This is a genomic window from Variovorax sp. V213 (assembly GCF_041154455.1).
In the GTDB taxonomy this organism is placed as follows: domain Bacteria; phylum Pseudomonadota; class Gammaproteobacteria; order Burkholderiales; family Burkholderiaceae_C; genus Variovorax.
Window position 1 is genome coordinate 941,957 of the sequence record NZ_AP028664.1, and the last position, 15,756, is coordinate 957,712.

The 15,756-nt window shown below is 66.3% G+C and carries 12 protein-coding genes; 5 read left to right on the top strand and 7 right to left on the bottom strand.

Features of this window, described 5'->3' with window-relative positions:
- Positions 1–79 precede the first annotated feature (79 nt).
- Positions 80–1,351 (bottom strand): glutamyl-tRNA reductase, encoded by a 1,272-nt coding sequence (hemA, locus tag ACAM55_RS04590; protein ID WP_369654876.1) that lies wholly within the window; start codon positions 1,349–1,351, stop codon positions 80–82.
- Between the two features lie 153 nt (positions 1,352–1,504).
- Here hemA and ACAM55_RS04595 point away from each other — a divergent pair, with 153 nt between their 5' ends.
- Entirely contained in the window at positions 1,505–1,780 is a 276-nt protein-coding gene (locus ACAM55_RS04595) for a hypothetical protein (RefSeq protein WP_369654877.1), read from the top strand.
- Positions 1,781–1,861: 81 nt separating this feature from the next.
- Here the strand turns inward: ACAM55_RS04595 and ACAM55_RS04600 are convergent, their stop codons facing one another.
- The 6 genes from ACAM55_RS04600 to ugpB form a co-directional block, all read right to left on the bottom strand.
- Positions 1,862–4,252, bottom strand: a complete 2,391-nt coding sequence (locus tag ACAM55_RS04600; RefSeq protein ID WP_369654878.1) for a DUF3772 domain-containing protein — start codon at positions 4,250–4,252, stop codon at positions 1,862–1,864.
- An 82-nt stretch (positions 4,253–4,334) separates the two neighbouring features.
- Positions 4,335–5,081, bottom strand: a complete 747-nt coding sequence (ugpQ, locus tag ACAM55_RS04605) for a glycerophosphodiester phosphodiesterase (RefSeq protein ID WP_369654879.1) — start codon at positions 5,079–5,081, stop codon at positions 4,335–4,337.
- A gap of 3 nt (positions 5,082–5,084) precedes the next feature.
- Positions 5,085–6,092, bottom strand: a complete 1,008-nt coding sequence (locus ACAM55_RS04610; RefSeq protein WP_369654880.1) for a sn-glycerol-3-phosphate import ATP-binding protein UgpC — start codon at positions 6,090–6,092, stop codon at positions 5,085–5,087.
- Positions 6,093–6,095: 3 nt separating this feature from the next.
- Entirely contained in the window at positions 6,096–6,947 is an 852-nt protein-coding gene (ugpE, locus tag ACAM55_RS04615; protein ID WP_369654881.1) for a sn-glycerol-3-phosphate ABC transporter permease UgpE, read from the bottom strand.
- Between the two features lie 39 nt (positions 6,948–6,986).
- Complete coding sequence (ugpA, locus tag ACAM55_RS04620; protein WP_369654882.1) at positions 6,987–7,868, bottom strand: sn-glycerol-3-phosphate ABC transporter permease UgpA; 882 nt, start codon at positions 7,866–7,868, stop codon at positions 6,987–6,989.
- Between the two features lie 99 nt (positions 7,869–7,967).
- The gene (ugpB, locus tag ACAM55_RS04625; protein ID WP_369654883.1) at positions 7,968–9,278 is read right to left on the bottom strand and encodes a sn-glycerol-3-phosphate ABC transporter substrate-binding protein UgpB; all 1,311 of its coding nucleotides are present in this window, start codon (positions 9,276–9,278) and stop codon (positions 7,968–7,970) included.
- A gap of 225 nt (positions 9,279–9,503) precedes the next feature.
- Here ugpB and serA point away from each other — a divergent pair, with 225 nt between their 5' ends.
- The 4 genes from serA to ACAM55_RS04645 all read left to right on the top strand — a co-directional run bounded on the left by serA (position 9,504) and on the right by ACAM55_RS04645 (position 15,665).
- Positions 9,504–10,736, top strand: coding sequence for a phosphoglycerate dehydrogenase (gene serA, locus ACAM55_RS04630; RefSeq protein ID WP_369654884.1), 1,233 nt, complete (start codon positions 9,504–9,506; stop codon positions 10,734–10,736).
- A 200-nt stretch (positions 10,737–10,936) separates the two neighbouring features.
- Complete coding sequence (locus tag ACAM55_RS04635; protein ID WP_369654885.1) at positions 10,937–14,815, top strand: DUF3683 domain-containing protein; 3,879 nt, start codon at positions 10,937–10,939, stop codon at positions 14,813–14,815.
- The gene (locus ACAM55_RS04640; RefSeq protein WP_369654886.1) at positions 14,812–15,252 is read left to right on the top strand and encodes an HIT family protein; all 441 of its coding nucleotides are present in this window, start codon (positions 14,812–14,814) and stop codon (positions 15,250–15,252) included. Before ACAM55_RS04635 ends, ACAM55_RS04640 begins: the two co-directional genes overlap by 4 nt.
- Positions 15,252–15,665, top strand: a complete 414-nt coding sequence (locus ACAM55_RS04645; RefSeq protein ID WP_369654887.1) for a gamma-butyrobetaine hydroxylase-like domain-containing protein — start codon at positions 15,252–15,254, stop codon at positions 15,663–15,665. The genes ACAM55_RS04640 and ACAM55_RS04645 overlap by 1 nt, the downstream gene beginning before the upstream one ends.
- The last annotated feature ends 91 nt before the right edge of the window (positions 15,666–15,756 follow it).

The window sequence follows — 15,756 nt, forward strand, 5'->3', positions numbered from 1 at the left end:
AGAAGAGGGGGCGCGGCTCGCGGCGGCAAGGCGCGGGGAGGCCGCGGCAACCAGGCCGGGCCGGCGGCGGCAAGCGTCGCTAACGCTCTTTACGCAGAAAGAGCCGCGAAATGGCGTGCGCCGTCTGCTCGCGCGAAGTGGCGTCGCCCGCATGCAGTTCGGCCAGCGCGCCGTGCAACATCTTTTGGGTGAGCCCGCGCGACATGGCTTCGAGCACCGCATCGACCGACTCGCCTTTGGCCAGCAGCTTGCGGGCACGGGCGATCTCCGACGCGCGCCATTCGTCCGTCTGGGCGTTGAGCTGCTGGATCAGCGGCACCGTGCCGCGCTGGCCCAGCCAGTGCATGAAGCTCTGCACGCCGGCGTCGATGATGACCTCGGCCTGCGCGACCGCGGCCTGGCGGTTGGCCTGGCCCTGCTGCACCACTTGCGCCAGGTCGTCGACGGTGTACAGATAGATGTCCTCGAGCGCCTTCACTTCGGGCTCGATGTCGCGCGGCACGGCCAGGTCGACCATGAACATCGGGCGGTGCCTGCGCGCCTTGAGTGCGCGTTCGACGGCGCCCAGGCCGATGATCGGCAGCGTGCTGGCGGTGCAGCTCACCACGATGTCGAACTCGGCCAGCCGGCTCGGCAGGTCGGCCAGCCGCATCGCCTCGCCGCCGAAGCGCGAAGCCAGCTTTTCGCCGCGCTCGAGGGTGCGGTTGGCAATGGCGATTGATTTGGGGTCCTTGGCCGCGAAGTGCGTGGCGGCCAGGTCGATCATTTCGCCCGCGCCGACGAACAGCACGCGCGTCTGGTGCAGATCTTCGAAGAGCTGGCCGGCGAGCCGGACGGCTGCGGCCGCCATGCTGATGGAGTGCGCACCGATCTCGGTTGCGGTGCGGACCTCTTTCGCGACCGCGAACGAGCGCTGGAATAACTGGTTGAGCGTGCTGCCGAGCGCGCCGGCGGTTTCGGCCGCGCGCACGGCGTCTTTCATCTGGCCGAGGATCTGGGCCTCGCCGAGCACCATCGAATCGAGCCCGCTGGCCACGCGGAAGACGTGGCGCGCAGCCTCGTCGTCTTGCAGCGTGTAGGCATGCGAGCGCAGCAGGGCGGGCGCCACGCCGCCGCTCTCGGCCAGCCAGCCCACCGTGTGGTCGAGCGCCGCATGCTCGGCGGCGCAGTAGATTTCGGTGCGGTTGCAGGTCGAGATGATCGCGGCTTCGACCTGGGGGTGGCGGCCGGCGGCAAATGAACTGCGCAGGCTGTGCAGCGTGGGAGCCAGTTGGTCGAGCGCGAACGCGAAGCGGCCGCGCAGGTCGAGCGGCGCGGTCGTGTGGTTCAACCCGAGGGCCCAGACTGACATATCCGCTGATTATAAAATCAGCAGGAGCTATGCGGCTGCCGAGGGGTTTGGACGTGCGCAACCGCGAAAGCAAGCATGACATGAAGCAGGGCGCCGCGGGCGCCCTTGTGCTTGTCCGGCGGCCGCCCATATCCCCTCTCTTCTGCCCACTCCATGTCCCTGCTGGATCTCCTCAACCATCTGCTTAACTTCCTGGCACCCGCCTTGGCGGTCGGATTTGTGTGTGCACTGGCGGGCGGGGGTTTCGGGCGAAAGGCCGGCGCGCCCGCCTGGTGGGTTCAAGCCGCGGTCAATTCCGGCGCGGGAGCGTTGGCGCTCCTGGGTGGGCTGATCTTTTCGGGACGCGATGGCACGATGGGCGCCTATGCGGCGCTCGTGCTTGCGTGCGGTACCAGCCAATGGCTGGTGTCGCGCGGCTGGCGAGGGTAGACAGTCAGAAAGGCGCGATCCGAAGGGCGTTTCAAGATGTTGCTTCGGTCAACGAAAGAATCGAGGTGATCGGCGCGGCACCTAGGCGGCCACCGGCCCGGGTTCGCCGGCAGCCGCGGGCGGCGGCACGGCTGCATAAGGCACCAGCGCGATCTGCTCCACGCGCATGCGCTCGAGAATGGTGAACAGCAGGTCGCTGCGCACCCCGCCCGCGAGGCGCGGGCTCGGCACATAGGCAATGGCCTGGAAGATGAGCAGGCCGTTTTCGATGCCCTCGAGCGTGAGCGAAGGCGCGGGGGTTTCGAGCACGCCCTCGTGCGCTCGGCATGCTTGCAGGATGAGCTCGCGCACGCGCTGCGCGTCGGTGGTCATCGGCATGGGCAGGCGGATGAGCACCCGGCCTTCCGCGTTGGCCAGCGTCATGTTGCGCACGGTCTTGGTAATGAACTCGGAGTTGGGCACGATCAGCGTCGAGCGATCCCCGAGCTGGATTTCCGTGGCGCGCACGTTGATGCGCCGCACGTCGCCCTCGGTGGTGCCCAGCACCACCCAGTCGCCCACCTTCACCGGCTGCTCGGCCAAGAGGATGAGGCCCGAGATGAAGTTCTGCACGATGGCCTGCAGGCCGAAGCCGATGCCCACTGACAGCGCGCTGGCCACCCAGGCGATGCGCTCGATGCCGATGCCCAGCGCCGACAGCGAGAACGCGACCACCAGGATGCCGCCCACGTAGCCGAGCAGCGTGGTGATCGAGCTTTGCATGCCGGGCTCGAACTGCGTGCTGGGCAGGTAGCTGCGCGCGAGCCAGCGCTTGAAGACCCTGAGCACGATGAAACCGATCACGGCCACGGCGGCGGCACTCAGGATGGCGCCCGGCACCAGCTGGAACTCGCCCACCTTCACGCCGGTGCCGAACTTGCCGCTGCGCTGGAACACTTCGCTGGGCCCGGTGCCCAGGGGCGCGGCGAGCGCGATCAGCATGTAGAAGAAAAGCCCCACGCGGCTCAGGCCCGAGAGCACGGTGGCCGCCTGGTCGAGCGTCTGCGGCGCGAGCCCGAAGCTCTTCTGAAGGCGCTGGCCGAAGGTGCTGCGCGACGACACGCCGGCCATGAAGACGTCGTCGGCAAACTTGAACAGCACGTAGAAGGCGGCCGCGACGATGCCGCTCCAGGTGAGCTGAGAGGCCAGGAAGCTCGCGAGCGCCACGTAGCCCAGGGCCACCAGCACCCAGATCGCCAGCATCAGGATGCCGATGCAGGCCACCAGCAGGCCCACCCACATCGGCCGCTCCGGCGGGTCGACGTCGGGCGTATCGGCGCGCAGCGGACGGAGCCGGCGCAGCACCGCGCCGACCAGCGCGGTGAGCACCAGCGCGGTGAGCACGTGCGTGGCAACCACGGCCGCAAAGCTGGCTTCCACCAGTGCATTGATCTCGACCGGCGCCCATGCCAGCGCAGCCACCATCGCCACCAGCCACGGCAGCGGCGCGAGGCGACTGGCCATGGCGTCGGGAATCGGCGGCAGCCGCCACGAGGGCCGGCGGGTGGCCAGGAGGCCCCGGCCCAGGCCGATGACGAAGGCCATGAACACCAGCGCCTGGGCCATCGAACGCATCGCCTTGCGCGCCTGCGGCTCCCAGGTGGCGTATTCCTCCAGCACGCGCACGAACCCGTGGGCGGCCGCGGCGACCAGCAGCGCATGGCTCGCCACGATGGCAATCACCAGCAGCGAGCGCCGAAGCCGGCCCGCCGGCAGCAACCGCGCGGCGACGCGCGTCAGCAGATGCTCTGCCACCCAGTTGCCGAGCACCGCGAGCAGCAGCGCCAGGATCAGCGCGCCAACCAGGGCAATCCGCGTCTCCTCCTGCATGGCCTGCGCGAGCCCGTCGCGCAGGCTGGCCACCATCGCCTTCAGGCGCGCCAGGTCGTTCGGCCACGCTGCCTCGAGGTCGCGCCAGAACTCGCCGGTCAACGGCGAAGCGGCGCGCTCGGTGATCTGCGCCTCGAAGAGCTCGCGGCGCTGGGTCACCAGTTCGGCGGCGCGCTGCCGCACGTCGATGGAGAGCAGGCGCGCCAGCCGGATGTCGGCATCCAGCGCGTTGCGTTCTTTCGTGAGCCGGGCGCGCTGGCGCGTGATGTCGGGGTCTTCGGTGGCGCCGGCGGCCGGCGGATTTCCGAGTTCGCCCAGGCGCGCATTCAGGTCGGCCAGTTCGCTGGCGCGCGCGGCGACGAACTTGTCGGCCTGCGTGCCGATGTCGCTGATCCGCGCGAGGAGCTTGCGCATGTCCTCGTTGGAATCGGCGGAGGCGGTGATCTTGGTGAGCTGCTCGCGCAGTTCGGCCACCGTGGGTTCGGGCACAGGGGCCGTGGCGGTGCTGCTGCTGCCGATGTTGCTGTCGGGCTGCGCCATCGCAGTGCCACACGACAGCAAGGCGGCCAGGCAAAGGGCCATCAGGCGTGGGATCAAACTCATGGCTGCCATCATAGAAGGCGCCATTTCCGGCCCGCGGCGCGGCTCGTGACAGCGTGTGACGAGCCGCTGTGGCCGGCAGCGGTCAACCGGCTGGACTGAGCAGGTCGACGCGGTCGGTGATGATGCCGTCGGTGCCGAGCTCGATCAGCCGCTGTGCGGCCCATTCGTCGTTGACGGTGTAGCTCAACGCGCGCAGCCCCGCATCGTGCACCTGTGCCACCGTGGCGGCGTCCCAGAGTGCGTGGTTGCAGACAACCGCCGCGCAGTCGAGGCCGGTGGCCGCGGCAAGCCAGCCGTCCCGCAGCGTGTCGAGGAGGAGCCCGCGCGGCAGCTCGGGCTGAACCGTCTTTGCTCCCGCTAGCGATTCGACCTGGAACGATGTCAGCAGCGGCGGAAGGGCCGCGCCCTGCCACAGCCGGGCCGTGAGCCGTGCCACCGCTTCGCCGGTTTCGCGCTCGGTGCCCGGGGTGGGCTTGATCTCGATATTGAGCAGGTGGCCATTGGCCAGGCAGAAGCGCGCGAGGTTTTCGAGCGTGGCGAGCGGCTCGCCCGCGAAGGCGCGCGAATGCCAGCCGCCCGCATCGAGCTGCGAGAGCGCGCTCCAGGGTTGCGCGCCGCCCGTGCCATGGCCGTTGGTGGTGCGGTCGAGCGTGGCATCGTGCATGAGAAAAGGCACGCCGTCGGCGCTGAGCTTGGCATCGCACTCGAACATGCGGTAGCCGTGCGAGGCGCCGAGCCGGAAAGCGGCCAGCGTGTTCTCGGGCGCCAGCTTGCCGGCGCCGCGGTGCGCGATCCAGCGCGGATAGGGCCAGGGCTGCAACGCCGGCATCGTTCAGTCTGCCCTCTTGCCGGAGCCGGCGTCGAACCAGTGCAGCTTGTCTTCGCGCGCGGCGATCTTGACGGTGTCGCCCGCGACCGGGGGGTGGTCGCTTTCGTCGGTGCGCATGATGATCTGCTCGTCGCCGATGCGGCCGTACACCAGACGCTCGGCGCCCAGCAACTCGACCGACTCGACCTGCACGGACCAGCCGCTTTCGTCCAGCGTCAGGTGCTCGGGACGGATGCCGAGGATCTGGCCGGGCCGCACGCCGGGCGCGTGCTGCAGCAGGTTCATCGGCGGCGAGCCGATGAAGCTGGCGACGAAGGTGGTGGCAGGCCGGTTGTAGACCTCTTCGGGCGTTGCGAACTGGTCCATCACGCCGCCGTTCATCACGATGATGCGCTGGGCCAGGGTCATGGCCTCGACCTGGTCGTGCGTGACGAACAGCGAGGTGATGCCGAGCTCGCGGTGCAGCTTCTGGATCTCGATGCGGGTCTGCGCGCGCAGCTTGGCGTCCAGGTTGGACAGCGGCTCGTCGAACAAAAACACCTGCGGCTGGCGCACAATGGCGCGGCCCATGGCCACGCGCTGACGCTGGCCGCCCGAGAGCTCGCGCGGCTTGCGCTCGAGCAGGTGGCCCAGCTCGAGGATCTTGGCCGCCTTGTCGACCCGCGTCTTGATCTCGGGCTCCGGCACCTTGGCGATCTTCAGGCCGTAGGCCATGTTCTTGAACACGCTCATGTGCGGATAGAGCGCGTAATTCTGGAACACCATGGCGATGTCGCGCTCGGAGGGCTCGAGCTGGTTCACCACGCGCCCGCCAATGGAGATTTCGCCGGCCGAGATTTCCTCGAGGCCGGCCACCATGCGCAGCAGGGTGGACTTGCCGCAGCCCGAAGGCCCGACGATCACGATGAATTCATGGTCGGCGATCTCGGCGCTCACGCCGTGGATGACCTGGTTGGCTTTCGGCCCGTGGCCGTAGCGCTTGATGACGTTGCGTAGGGAGAGAGCTGCCATTTGTTATTTCTCGGTATCCACAAGGCCCTTGACGAACCACTTTTGCATCAAGACCACCACCAGCGCAGGCGGCAGCATGGCGAGGATGGCAGTGGCCATCACGACGTTCCATTCGTTCTGGCTGTCGCCGCCCGCAATCATTCGCTTGATGCCGACCACCACGGGGTACATGTCTTCGCCGGTGGTTGCGAGCAGCGGCCAGAGGTACTGGTTCCAGCCGTAGATGAACTGGATGACGAACAGCGCCGCAATCGAGGTCTTCGACAGCGGCAGCAGCACGTCGAAGAAGAAGCGCATGGGACTTGCGCCGTCCATGCGCGAGGCTTCGGTGAGCTCGTCGGGCACTGTCAGGAAGAACTGGCGGAACAGGAAGGTGGCCGTGGCCGATGCAATCAGCGGCACCGTGAGGCCCGCGTAGGTGTTCAGCATGTTCAGGTCGGACAGCACCTTGTACGTGGGCAGGATGCGCACCTCCACCGGCAGCATCAGCGTCACGAAGATGGCCCAGAAGCAGATCTTCTTGAACGGGAACCGGAAGTAGACGATGGCAAAGGCCGACAGCAGCGAGATGGAAATCTTGCCGATGGAGATCACCAGTGCCGTCACCAGGCTCACCCACATCATGTGGGCCACCGGTGCGTTGGAGCCGGCGCTGGTTTCGCGCCCGAAGAGCGCGCCCTTGTAGCTGTCCAGCATGTTGGTGCCGGGCAGAAGCGGCATCGGCGCCTGCACGATCTCCTGTGCCGTGTGGGTGGATGCCACGAACGCCAGGTAGAGCGGAAAGGCGACGATGAAGACGCCGAGGATCATCACCACATGGGCCAGGATGCCGTGGGTGCCGCGTTTCTCAACCATGGAGCGCCCCCGCGAAGTTCTTGCTTTTTTTCTGCTTCATCAGTATTGAACCTTCTTTTCCACGTAGCGGAACTGGATGACGGTGAGCGCCACCACGATCGCCATCAGCACCACCGACTGCGCCGCCGAGCCGCCGAGGTCCATGGCCTTGAAGCCGTCGTAGTAGACCTTGTAGACCAGGATCGCCGTGTCCTTGCCCGGGCCGCCCTGGGTGGCCGCATCGACGATCGCGAAGGTGTCGAAGAAGGCGTAGACCACGTTGATCACCAGCAGGAAGAAGGTGGTGGGCGAGAGCAGCGGAAACTGCACGGTCCAGAAGCGGCGCCACGGGCGCGCGCCGTCGATGGCCGCAGCCTCGATGAGCGACTTGGGGATCGACTGCAGGCCGGCCAGGAAGAACAGGAAGTTGTAGGAGATCTGCTTCCACACCGAGGCCATCACGATCAGCGTCATGGCGTGGCCGGAGTCGAGCAGGTGGTTCCAGTCAATGCCGATCTTGCCGAGCGCATAGGCCACCACGCCCAGCGATGGCGAGAACATGAAGACCCAGAGCACGGCCGCCACCGCGGGCGCGACGGCGTAGGGCAGGATCAGCATGGTCTTGTAGAAGGTGCCGCCACGCGTGATGCGGTCGGCAAACACCGCGAGTCCCAGCGACAGCGTGATGCCGATGCTCGCCACCAGCACCGAGAACAGCGCGGTGGTCTTGAACGACTCCACATAGCTCGGGTCGCTGAATATCTGCCGGAAGTTGTCGAACCCGACGAATTCGACCGATGTGCCGAAAGCGTCCTGCTGCTGCAGCGACTGCAGCAGCGCCTGCGCCGCCGGCCAGAAGAAAAACACGAGGATCACCGCCATTTGCGGCGTCAGCAGCAGCCAGGGCAGCCAGCCCGAGCGAAAGAAAACGCGTTTTTCCATGAACCCTCTGCATAAAAAATCCCGCCCGGCCCGCTCTTGCACACGAGCGAACGGGGGGCGGGCGATATTAGCCGGACGCGCGGGCCCGGTCGTCAATCGTTAGCTTTTGTTCGCCTTCTGGAAGCGTTCCAGCTGCTCGTTGCCGCGGGTCACGATGGAGTCGAGGGCTTCCTTGGCGGTCTTCTTGCCGCTCCAGACCTGTTCGAGCTCTTCGTCCTCGATGGCGCGGATCTGCACGTAGTTGCCCAGGCGGATGCCGCGGCTCTTGTCGGTGACCTTGCGCACCATCTGCGTGACGGCCACGTCGGTACCGGGGTTCTGCTTGTAGAAGCCCGAGTCTTCGGTGAGCTTGTAGGACGCCATGGTCACGGGCAGGTAGCCCGTGCGCTTGTGGCTGGCGGACTGCACTTCAGGCGTCGAGATGAAGCTGAAGAACTTGGCCACGCCCTTGTACTCGGCCGGCTTCTTGCCCGACATGACCCACAGGCTGGCGCCGCCGATCACGGTGTTCTGCGGTACGCCGGGCACGTCCGGGTAGTAGGGCAGGGGAGCGACCGCGTAGGCGAACTTGGCATTCTTGGCGACGTTGCCATAGAAGCCGGAGGAGGTGTTGATCATCGCGCACTCGCCCGACACGAAGGAGGCTTCTGGAACATTGCCGCGGCCCTTGTAGATGAACAGGCCCTGCTTGGCCATGTTGGCCAGGTTCTCGATGTGGCGCACGTGCAGCGGCGAATTGATCTTCATGCGCGCATCGAGCCCGGCGAGGCCGTTGCTCTTGGTCGCGAATTCGACGTTGTGCCAGGCCGAGAAGCTCTCCAGCTGCGTCCAGCCTTGCCAGGCCGTGGTGAACGGGCACTTGTGGCCGCTCGCCTTCAGCTTGGCCGCGGCGGCTGTCACCTCGGGCCAGGTCGCGGGCAGCTTGGTGGTGTCGATGCCTGCGGCCTTGAAGGCGTCCTTGTTGATATAGAACACCGTCGTCGAGCTGTTCAGGGGGAAGCTCAGCATCTGGCCGTTCGGCGCGGTGTAGTAGCCGGCCACGGCGGGAATGTAGGCCGCCGGATCGAACTTCTCGCCCGCGTCCTTCATGACCTGGCCGACGGGCACGATGGCGCCCTTGCTGGCCATCATGGTGGCGGTGCCGACCTCGAAGACCTGCAGGATGTGCGGTGCGTTGCCGGAGCGGAAGGCCGCAATGGAGGCTGTCATCGATTCGTCATACGTGCCCTTGTAGGTCGGCACGACCTTGTATTCCTTCTGGCTCTCGTTGAACTGCTTGGCCAGGTCGTTGACCCACTCGTTGTTGACGGCGGTCATGGAATGCCACCACTGGATCTCGGTCTGGGCCTGTGCCACATTGAATAGCGTGGCGGCCAACGCCGATGCCAGCGCGAGCGTCTTGAATCGCATGAAGACTCCTGATGGGAAATGAAAGCGCGGATGCTAGGCCATGTGGATGACACAGCCGCGTCACATTGGCGCACGGACCTCTGTCATCTTCCAATCGGGAAAACCCCTTTGGCGCAAGGCTTCCGGCAGGGCGCGAGCCTTCATGTTGCGTCGCAGCATGCTAGCATCGCATTCGCCTTTTTCGGCCTAGCCTGTTGCCGCGGCCGGGGCTTCCGCGAGTACGTCATGAGCAGCAAAACCTCCCTCGAAAAAAGCCGGATCAAGTTCCTTTTGCTCGAGGGCATCCATCCTTCGGCCGTGGAGGTGCTGCGCGCCGCGGGCTACACCAACATCGAGTCGCTGCCGGGTGCGCTGCCCGATGCGGAGCTCAAGGCCAAGATCGCCGACGTCCACTTCCTGGGCATCCGTTCGCGCACGCAATTGACGGCCGAGGTCTTCGCGGCCGCCCAGAAGCTGGTGGCGGCGGGGTGCTTCTGCATCGGGACCAACCAGGTCGACCTGGAGGCTGCGCGCGAGCATGGCGTGGCGGTGTTCAACGCGCCGTACTCCAACACCCGTTCGGTGGCCGAGCTGGTGTTGGCCGAAGCCATCCTGCTGCTGCGCGGCGTGCCTGAAAAGAGCGCGGTGGCGCACCGCGGCGGCTGGCTCAAGTCGGCCGAGAACGCGTTCGAAATCCGCGGCAAGACGCTGGGCATCGTGGGCTACGGCTCCATCGGCGCCCAGTTGTCGGTGCTGGCCGAGGCGCTGGGCATGAACGTGGCCTTCTACGACGTGGTGACCAAGCTGCCGCTGGGCAATGCGCGCCAGGTGCGCGAACTGCACCAGCTGCTGGCCCAGAGCGACATCGTGACCCTGCACGTGCCCGAGACGCAGGCCACGCAATGGATGATCGGCGCGGCGGAAATCGCCGCCATGAAGCCGGGCTCGATCCTGATCAACGCCTCGCGCGGCTCGGTCGTCGAGATCGAGCCGCTGGCCGAGGCGCTGAAGCAGAAGAAGCTGCTGGGCGCTGCGATCGACGTCTTTCCGGTCGAGCCGCGCACCAACAAGGACGAATTCCAGTCGCCGCTGCGCGGGCTCGACAACGTCATTCTGACGCCCCACATCGGTGGCTCGACGATGGAGGCGCAGGCCAACATCGGCCTGGAGGTGGCGGAAAAGCTGGTGAAGTACAGCGACAACGGAACCTCGACCTCGTCGGTCAACTTTCCCGAGGTGGCGCTGCCGGCCCACCCGGGAAAGCACCGGCTGCTGCACATCCACCGCAACATACCCGGCGTGTTGTCGGAGATCAACAAGATCTTCTCGGACAACAACATCAATATCTCCTCGCAGTTCCTGCAGACCAACGAGAAGATCGGCTACGTGGTGACGGACATCGATGCGGCGTACTCCGACCTGGCCCTGGAGAAGCTGGCCAAGGTGAACGGGACGATCCGCAGCCGCGTATTGTTCTAGGGCCTCGTTCCGATCTTGCCCCCTCTCCCTCCGGGAGAGGGTTGGGGTGAGGGCAGACGGCCTCAACCCCCGCGCCACACCGCGTGTCCGACGCCTCCCAACAGGGGTACAGCGGCAGCCCGAGGCAAGACCCCGAGCCCTGCCCTAAAATCCCCAGCCCGGCTATGGGCGCGCAGCGTCCGGCCGAGGTGCCACCCCCGATGAATGCTCCGACCGCGTTGACCACGCTGTTGTCGCAGGCCGCAGAGCCTGTACGACTGCGCGAGATCCCCTACAACTACACCAGCTTTTCCGATCGCGAAATCGTGATCCGCCTGTTGGGCGAGCGCGGCTGGGAACTGCTCCAGACCCTGCGCGCCGAGCGCCGCACCGGCCGGTCGGCGCGCATGCTCTACGAGGTGCTCGGCGACATCTGGGTGGTCCAGCGCAACCCCTACCTCGTCGACGACCTGCTGGACAACCCGCGCCGCCGCGGGCAACTGGTCGATGCGCTCAGGCACCGCCTGGCCGAAGTCCAGAAACGCCGCACCCCCGACAGCGACCTGCCGCGCGACCAGCTGGTGGGCGAACTCACGGGCCTCGTCGGCCAGGCCGTCGCGGCCTTCGACACCGCCTTTCGCGACGTGGCCACCCTGCGCCGCAAGGCCACGCGGGTGCTGGGCCGCCTCACGGCCAAGGACAACATCAAGTTCGACGGCCTCTCGCGCGTGTCGCACGTGACCGACGCCACCGACTGGCGCGTGGAATATCCCTTCGTGGTGCTGTGCCCCGACACCGAGGCCGAGATGGCCCTGCTGGTCAAAGGCTGCATCGAGCTGGGGCTCACCATCATTCCGCGCGGCGGCGGCACCGGCTACACCGGCGGCGCGATCCCGCTCACGTGGAAGAGCGTGGTCATCAACACCGAGAAGCTGGAGGCCATGACCGAGGTCGAACTGGTTTCGCTCCCCGGCCTCGATGCGCCCGTGGCCACTGTCTGGACCGAGGCGGGCGTGGTCACGCAGCGCGTGGCCGATGCGGCCGAGCGGGCCGGCTATGTGTTCGCGGTCGACCCGACCTCCGCCGAGGCCTCGTGCGTCGGCGGCAACGTGGCGATGAACGCAGGCGGCAAGAAGGCCGTGCTCTGGGGCACGGCGCTCGACAATCTGGCTTCGTGGCGCATGGTGACGCCGCAGGCCGAATGGCTCGAAGTCACGCGCATCGGCCACAACCTCGGCAAGATCCACGACGCCGAAAGCGCTGTGTTCGATCTGCAGTATTACGCCGCCGACGGCAAGACCAAGCTGCGCGCCGAGCGCCTGGAGATCCCCGGCCGCACCTTCCGCAAGGAAGGCCTCGGCAAGGACGTGACCGACAAGTTCCTCTCCGGCCTGCCGGGCATCCAGAAAGAGGGCTGCGACGGCCTCATCACCAGCTGCCGCTGGGTCGTTCACCGCATGCCGGCGCACACGCGCACCGTCTGCCTCGAGTTCTTCGGCAACGCCAAGGATGCGGTGCCCAGCATCGTCGAGATCAAGGACTTCATGTTCGCCGAGCAGAAGCGCTCCGGCGTGCTGCTGGCCGGCCTGGAGCACCTGGACGACCGCTACCTGAAGGCCGTGGGCTACGCCACCAAGTCGAAGAAGCACGGCGGCCTGCCGAAGATGGTGCTGTTCGGCGACATCGCGGGCGACGATGCCGATGCCGTGGCGCGCGTCACGTCGGAAGTGGTGCGCATCGCCAATTCGCGCAGCGGCGAAGGCTTCATCGCCATCAGCCCCGAGGCGCGCAAGAAATTCTGGCTCGACCGCAAGCGCACGGCGGCCATCAGCAAGCACACCAACGCCTTCAAGATCAACGAGGACGTTGTGATTCCGCTGCCGCGCATGGCCGAGTACAGCGACGGCATCGAGCGCATCAACATCGAGCTCTCGCTGCAGAACAAGCTCGCGCTCACCGACGAGCTCGAGGCCTTCCTGCTGCGCGGCAACCTGCCGCTCGGCAAGACCGACGACGCGCACGAGATTCCGGCGGCCGAGCTGCTCGAAGACCGCGTGGCGCAGGCCGTGGCGCTGGTGCAGAGCGTGCGCGCGCTCTGGGCCGAATGGCTGCGCGACGTCGACCCGCTGTTTCCGCAGCTGCAGGACCACACCCTGCGCGCCAGCTGGAAGACCCAGCTGCGCCAGCCGCTGCAGGAGATCTTCAGCGGCGCCGAATTCGCGCCCATCGTTGCCGAATGCGTGGCCATCCACAAGCAGGTGCTCAAGGGTCGTGTGTGGGTGGCGCTGCACATGCATGCCGGCGACGGCAACGTGCACACCAACATTCCCGTCAACAGCGACAACTACGACATGCTGCAGACCGCGCATGCCGCGGTGGTGCGCATCATGGCGCTGGCGCGCAGCCTCGACGGCGTGATCTCGGGCGAGCACGGCATCGGCATCACCAAGCTTGAATTCCTGAGCGACGAGGAGCTGAAGCCCTTCATGGACTACAAGCAGCGCGTCGACCCCGAAGGCCGCTTCAACAAGGGCAAGCTGGTGCGCCCGCCCGCCGGCGAAAACGTCGTGCTGCATGCCGACCTGACCAACGCCTACACGCCGAGCTTCGGCCTCATGGGGCACGAGTCGCTGATCATGCAGCAGAGCGACATCGGCGCCATTGCAGACAGTGTGAAGGACTGCTTGCGGTGCGGCAAGTGCAAACCGGTGTGTGCCACCCACGTGCCGCGCGCCAACCTGCTGTACAGCCCGCGCAACAAGATCCTGGCAACCTCGCTGCTGGTCGAGGCCTTCCTGTATGAAGAGCAGACCCGGCGCGGCATCAGCATCAAGCATTGGGAAGAGTTCGAGGACGTGGCCGACCACTGCACCGTGTGCCACAAGTGCCTCACGCCGTGCCCGGTGAAGATCGACTTCGGCGACGTGTCGATGAACATGCGCAACCTGCTGCGCAAGATGGGGCAGAAGAGCTTCCGCCCGGGCAACGCGGCCGCGATGTTCTTCCTCAACGCGACCAACCCGCAGACCATCAAGGCGGTGCGTGCCGGCATGGTGGGCATCGGCTTCAAGGCGCAGCGCCTGGCCAACGACCTGCTGCGCGGCCTGGCGAAGAGGCAGACGGCAGCCCCGCCGGCCACGCTGGGGCCGGCGCCGGTGAAGGAGCAGGTGATCCACTTCATCAACAAGAAGATGCCGGGCAACCTGCCGAAGCAGACGGCGCGCGCGCTGCTCGACATCGAGGATGCCGACTACGTGCCGATCATCCGCGACCCGAAGGCCACCACGTCGGAAACCGAAGCGGTGTTCTATTTTCCGGGCTGCGGCTCGGAGCGGCTGTTCTCCCAGGTGGGCCTCGCCACGCAGGCCATGCTCTGGCATGCCGGCGTGCAGACGGTGCTGCCGCCCGGATACCTGTGCTGCGGGTATCCGCAGCGCGGCAGCGGACAGTTCGACAAGGCCGAGAAGATGATCACCGACAACCGCGTGCTCTTCCACCGCGTGGCCAACACGCTCAACTACCTCGATATCAAGACCGTGGTGGTGAGCTGCGGCACCTGCTACGACCAGTTGCAGGGCTACCAGTTCGACAAGATCTTTCCGGGCTGCCGCATCATCGACATCCACGAGTATCTGCTCGAGAAGGGCATCACGCTCGCGGATGCGGGCGGCGGCGGCTACCTGTACCACGACCCCTGCCACAGCCCGATGAAGCTGCAGGACCCGATGAAGACAGTGAAGGCGCTGGTGGGCGACAACGTGCTCAAGAACGACCGCTGCTGCGGCGAATCCGGCACGCTGGGCGTGTCGCGACCCGACATCTCGACGCAGATCCGCTTCCGCAAGGAAGAGGAGTTGAAGAAGGGCGAGGCCGCTTTGCGCGAGAACGGCCAGGTCGGCGAAAAGGACAACGTCAAGATCCTGACCAGCTGCCCGAGCTGCCTGCAGGGCCTCTCGCGCTATGGCAATGACCTGAACAACGGCCTGCTCGAAGCCGACTACATCGTGGTCGAGATGGCCAACAAGATCCTCGGCAAGGACTGGATGCCGGAATACGTGGCCGCTGCCAACCAAGGCGGGATCGAAAGGGTGCTGGTATGAAGGTGCAGCAAAACTGTCCGTTTTGCGAGGGCCCCGGGGGCCGCATCGTGTTCGAAGGCGCGAAGCTTCGCGTCATCCATGCCGAAGAGGCGGGCTTTCCGGCCTTCTACCGCGTGATCTGGCGCGAGCATGCGGCGGAGTTCTCCGATCTCGACGCGGCCGACCGCGTGCTCTGCATGGAGGCCGTGACGGTGGTCGAGCAGTGCCTGCGCGAGCATCTGTCGCCGGCCAAGATCAACCTCGCGGCGCTCGGCAACATGGTGCCGCACCTGCATTGGCACGTGATTGCGCGCTTTGCCGACGACACCCATTTTCCCGGCTCGGTCTGGGCTCCGGTGCAGCGCGAGGCGAATGCTGCCCAACTGGCCGCCGTGGCCGTGCGCCTGCCCGAATTGGAGCGTGCGATGATGGCGCGACTGGGCACAAGGAGCTTCTGATGGCAGGTTTGCAAGCCGGCGCACCGACGCCGCAATCGATTACCGTGCATGGCCAGTCGCGCGTGCTCGAGGTCGGGTTTTCCGACGGTGCCACCTTCCGCATTCCGTTCGAGCTCATGCGCATCTACTCGCCGTCCGCAGAAGTGCAGGGCCATGGTCCGGGGCAGGAAATCCTGCAGACCGGCAAGCGCGACGTCGAACTGGTCGATCTGAAGCCGGTGGGCAACTACGCTGTGCAACCGGTCTTCAGCGACGGGCACGACACCGGCATCTTCTCGTGGAACCTGCTGTACGAGCTCGGCGCCAAAGAGGCCGAACTCTGGGCCGAATACGAACGCCGGCTCGCTGCGGCCGGTGTCGACCGCGACGCACCAATGATCGACAAGGGCGGTTCCGCCTGCAGCAGCCATTGAGCACAACGGCTTCCGCTACCGAAAAGATAGCCTCGCACGCAGACGCGGCGCGCCCTGCGGCGCCCCGCTATTTGAAGAAAAAGCAACAAAA

What these genes read in the sequence shown, in the direction of transcription:
- hemA (WP_369654876.1), bottom strand. Translation starts at nt 1,351, where the DNA reads ATGTCAGTCTGGGCCCTCGGGTTGAACCACACGACCGCGCCGCTCGAC.
- ACAM55_RS04595 (WP_369654877.1), top strand. Translation starts at nt 1,505, where the DNA reads ATGTCCCTGCTGGATCTCCTCAACCATCTGCTTAACTTCCTGGCACCC.
- ugpE (WP_369654881.1), bottom strand. Translation starts at nt 6,947, where the DNA reads ATGGTTGAGAAACGCGGCACCCACGGCATCCTGGCCCATGTGGTGATG.
- ACAM55_RS04600 (WP_369654878.1), bottom strand. Translation starts at nt 4,252, where the DNA reads ATGAGTTTGATCCCACGCCTGATGGCCCTTTGCCTGGCCGCCTTGCTG.
- ACAM55_RS04610 (WP_369654880.1), bottom strand. Translation starts at nt 6,092, where the DNA reads ATGGCAGCTCTCTCCCTACGCAACGTCATCAAGCGCTACGGCCACGGG.
- ACAM55_RS04640 (WP_369654886.1), top strand. Translation starts at nt 14,812, where the DNA reads ATGAAGGTGCAGCAAAACTGTCCGTTTTGCGAGGGCCCCGGGGGCCGC.
- ugpA (WP_369654882.1), bottom strand. Translation starts at nt 7,868, where the DNA reads ATGGAAAAACGCGTTTTCTTTCGCTCGGGCTGGCTGCCCTGGCTGCTG.
- ugpB (WP_369654883.1), bottom strand. Translation starts at nt 9,278, where the DNA reads ATGCGATTCAAGACGCTCGCGCTGGCATCGGCGTTGGCCGCCACGCTA.
- serA (WP_369654884.1), top strand. Translation starts at nt 9,504, where the DNA reads ATGAGCAGCAAAACCTCCCTCGAAAAAAGCCGGATCAAGTTCCTTTTG.
- ugpQ (WP_369654879.1), bottom strand. Translation starts at nt 5,081, where the DNA reads ATGCCGGCGTTGCAGCCCTGGCCCTATCCGCGCTGGATCGCGCACCGC.
- ACAM55_RS04645 (WP_369654887.1), top strand. Translation starts at nt 15,252, where the DNA reads ATGGCAGGTTTGCAAGCCGGCGCACCGACGCCGCAATCGATTACCGTG.
- ACAM55_RS04635 (WP_369654885.1), top strand. Translation starts at nt 10,937, where the DNA reads ATGAATGCTCCGACCGCGTTGACCACGCTGTTGTCGCAGGCCGCAGAG.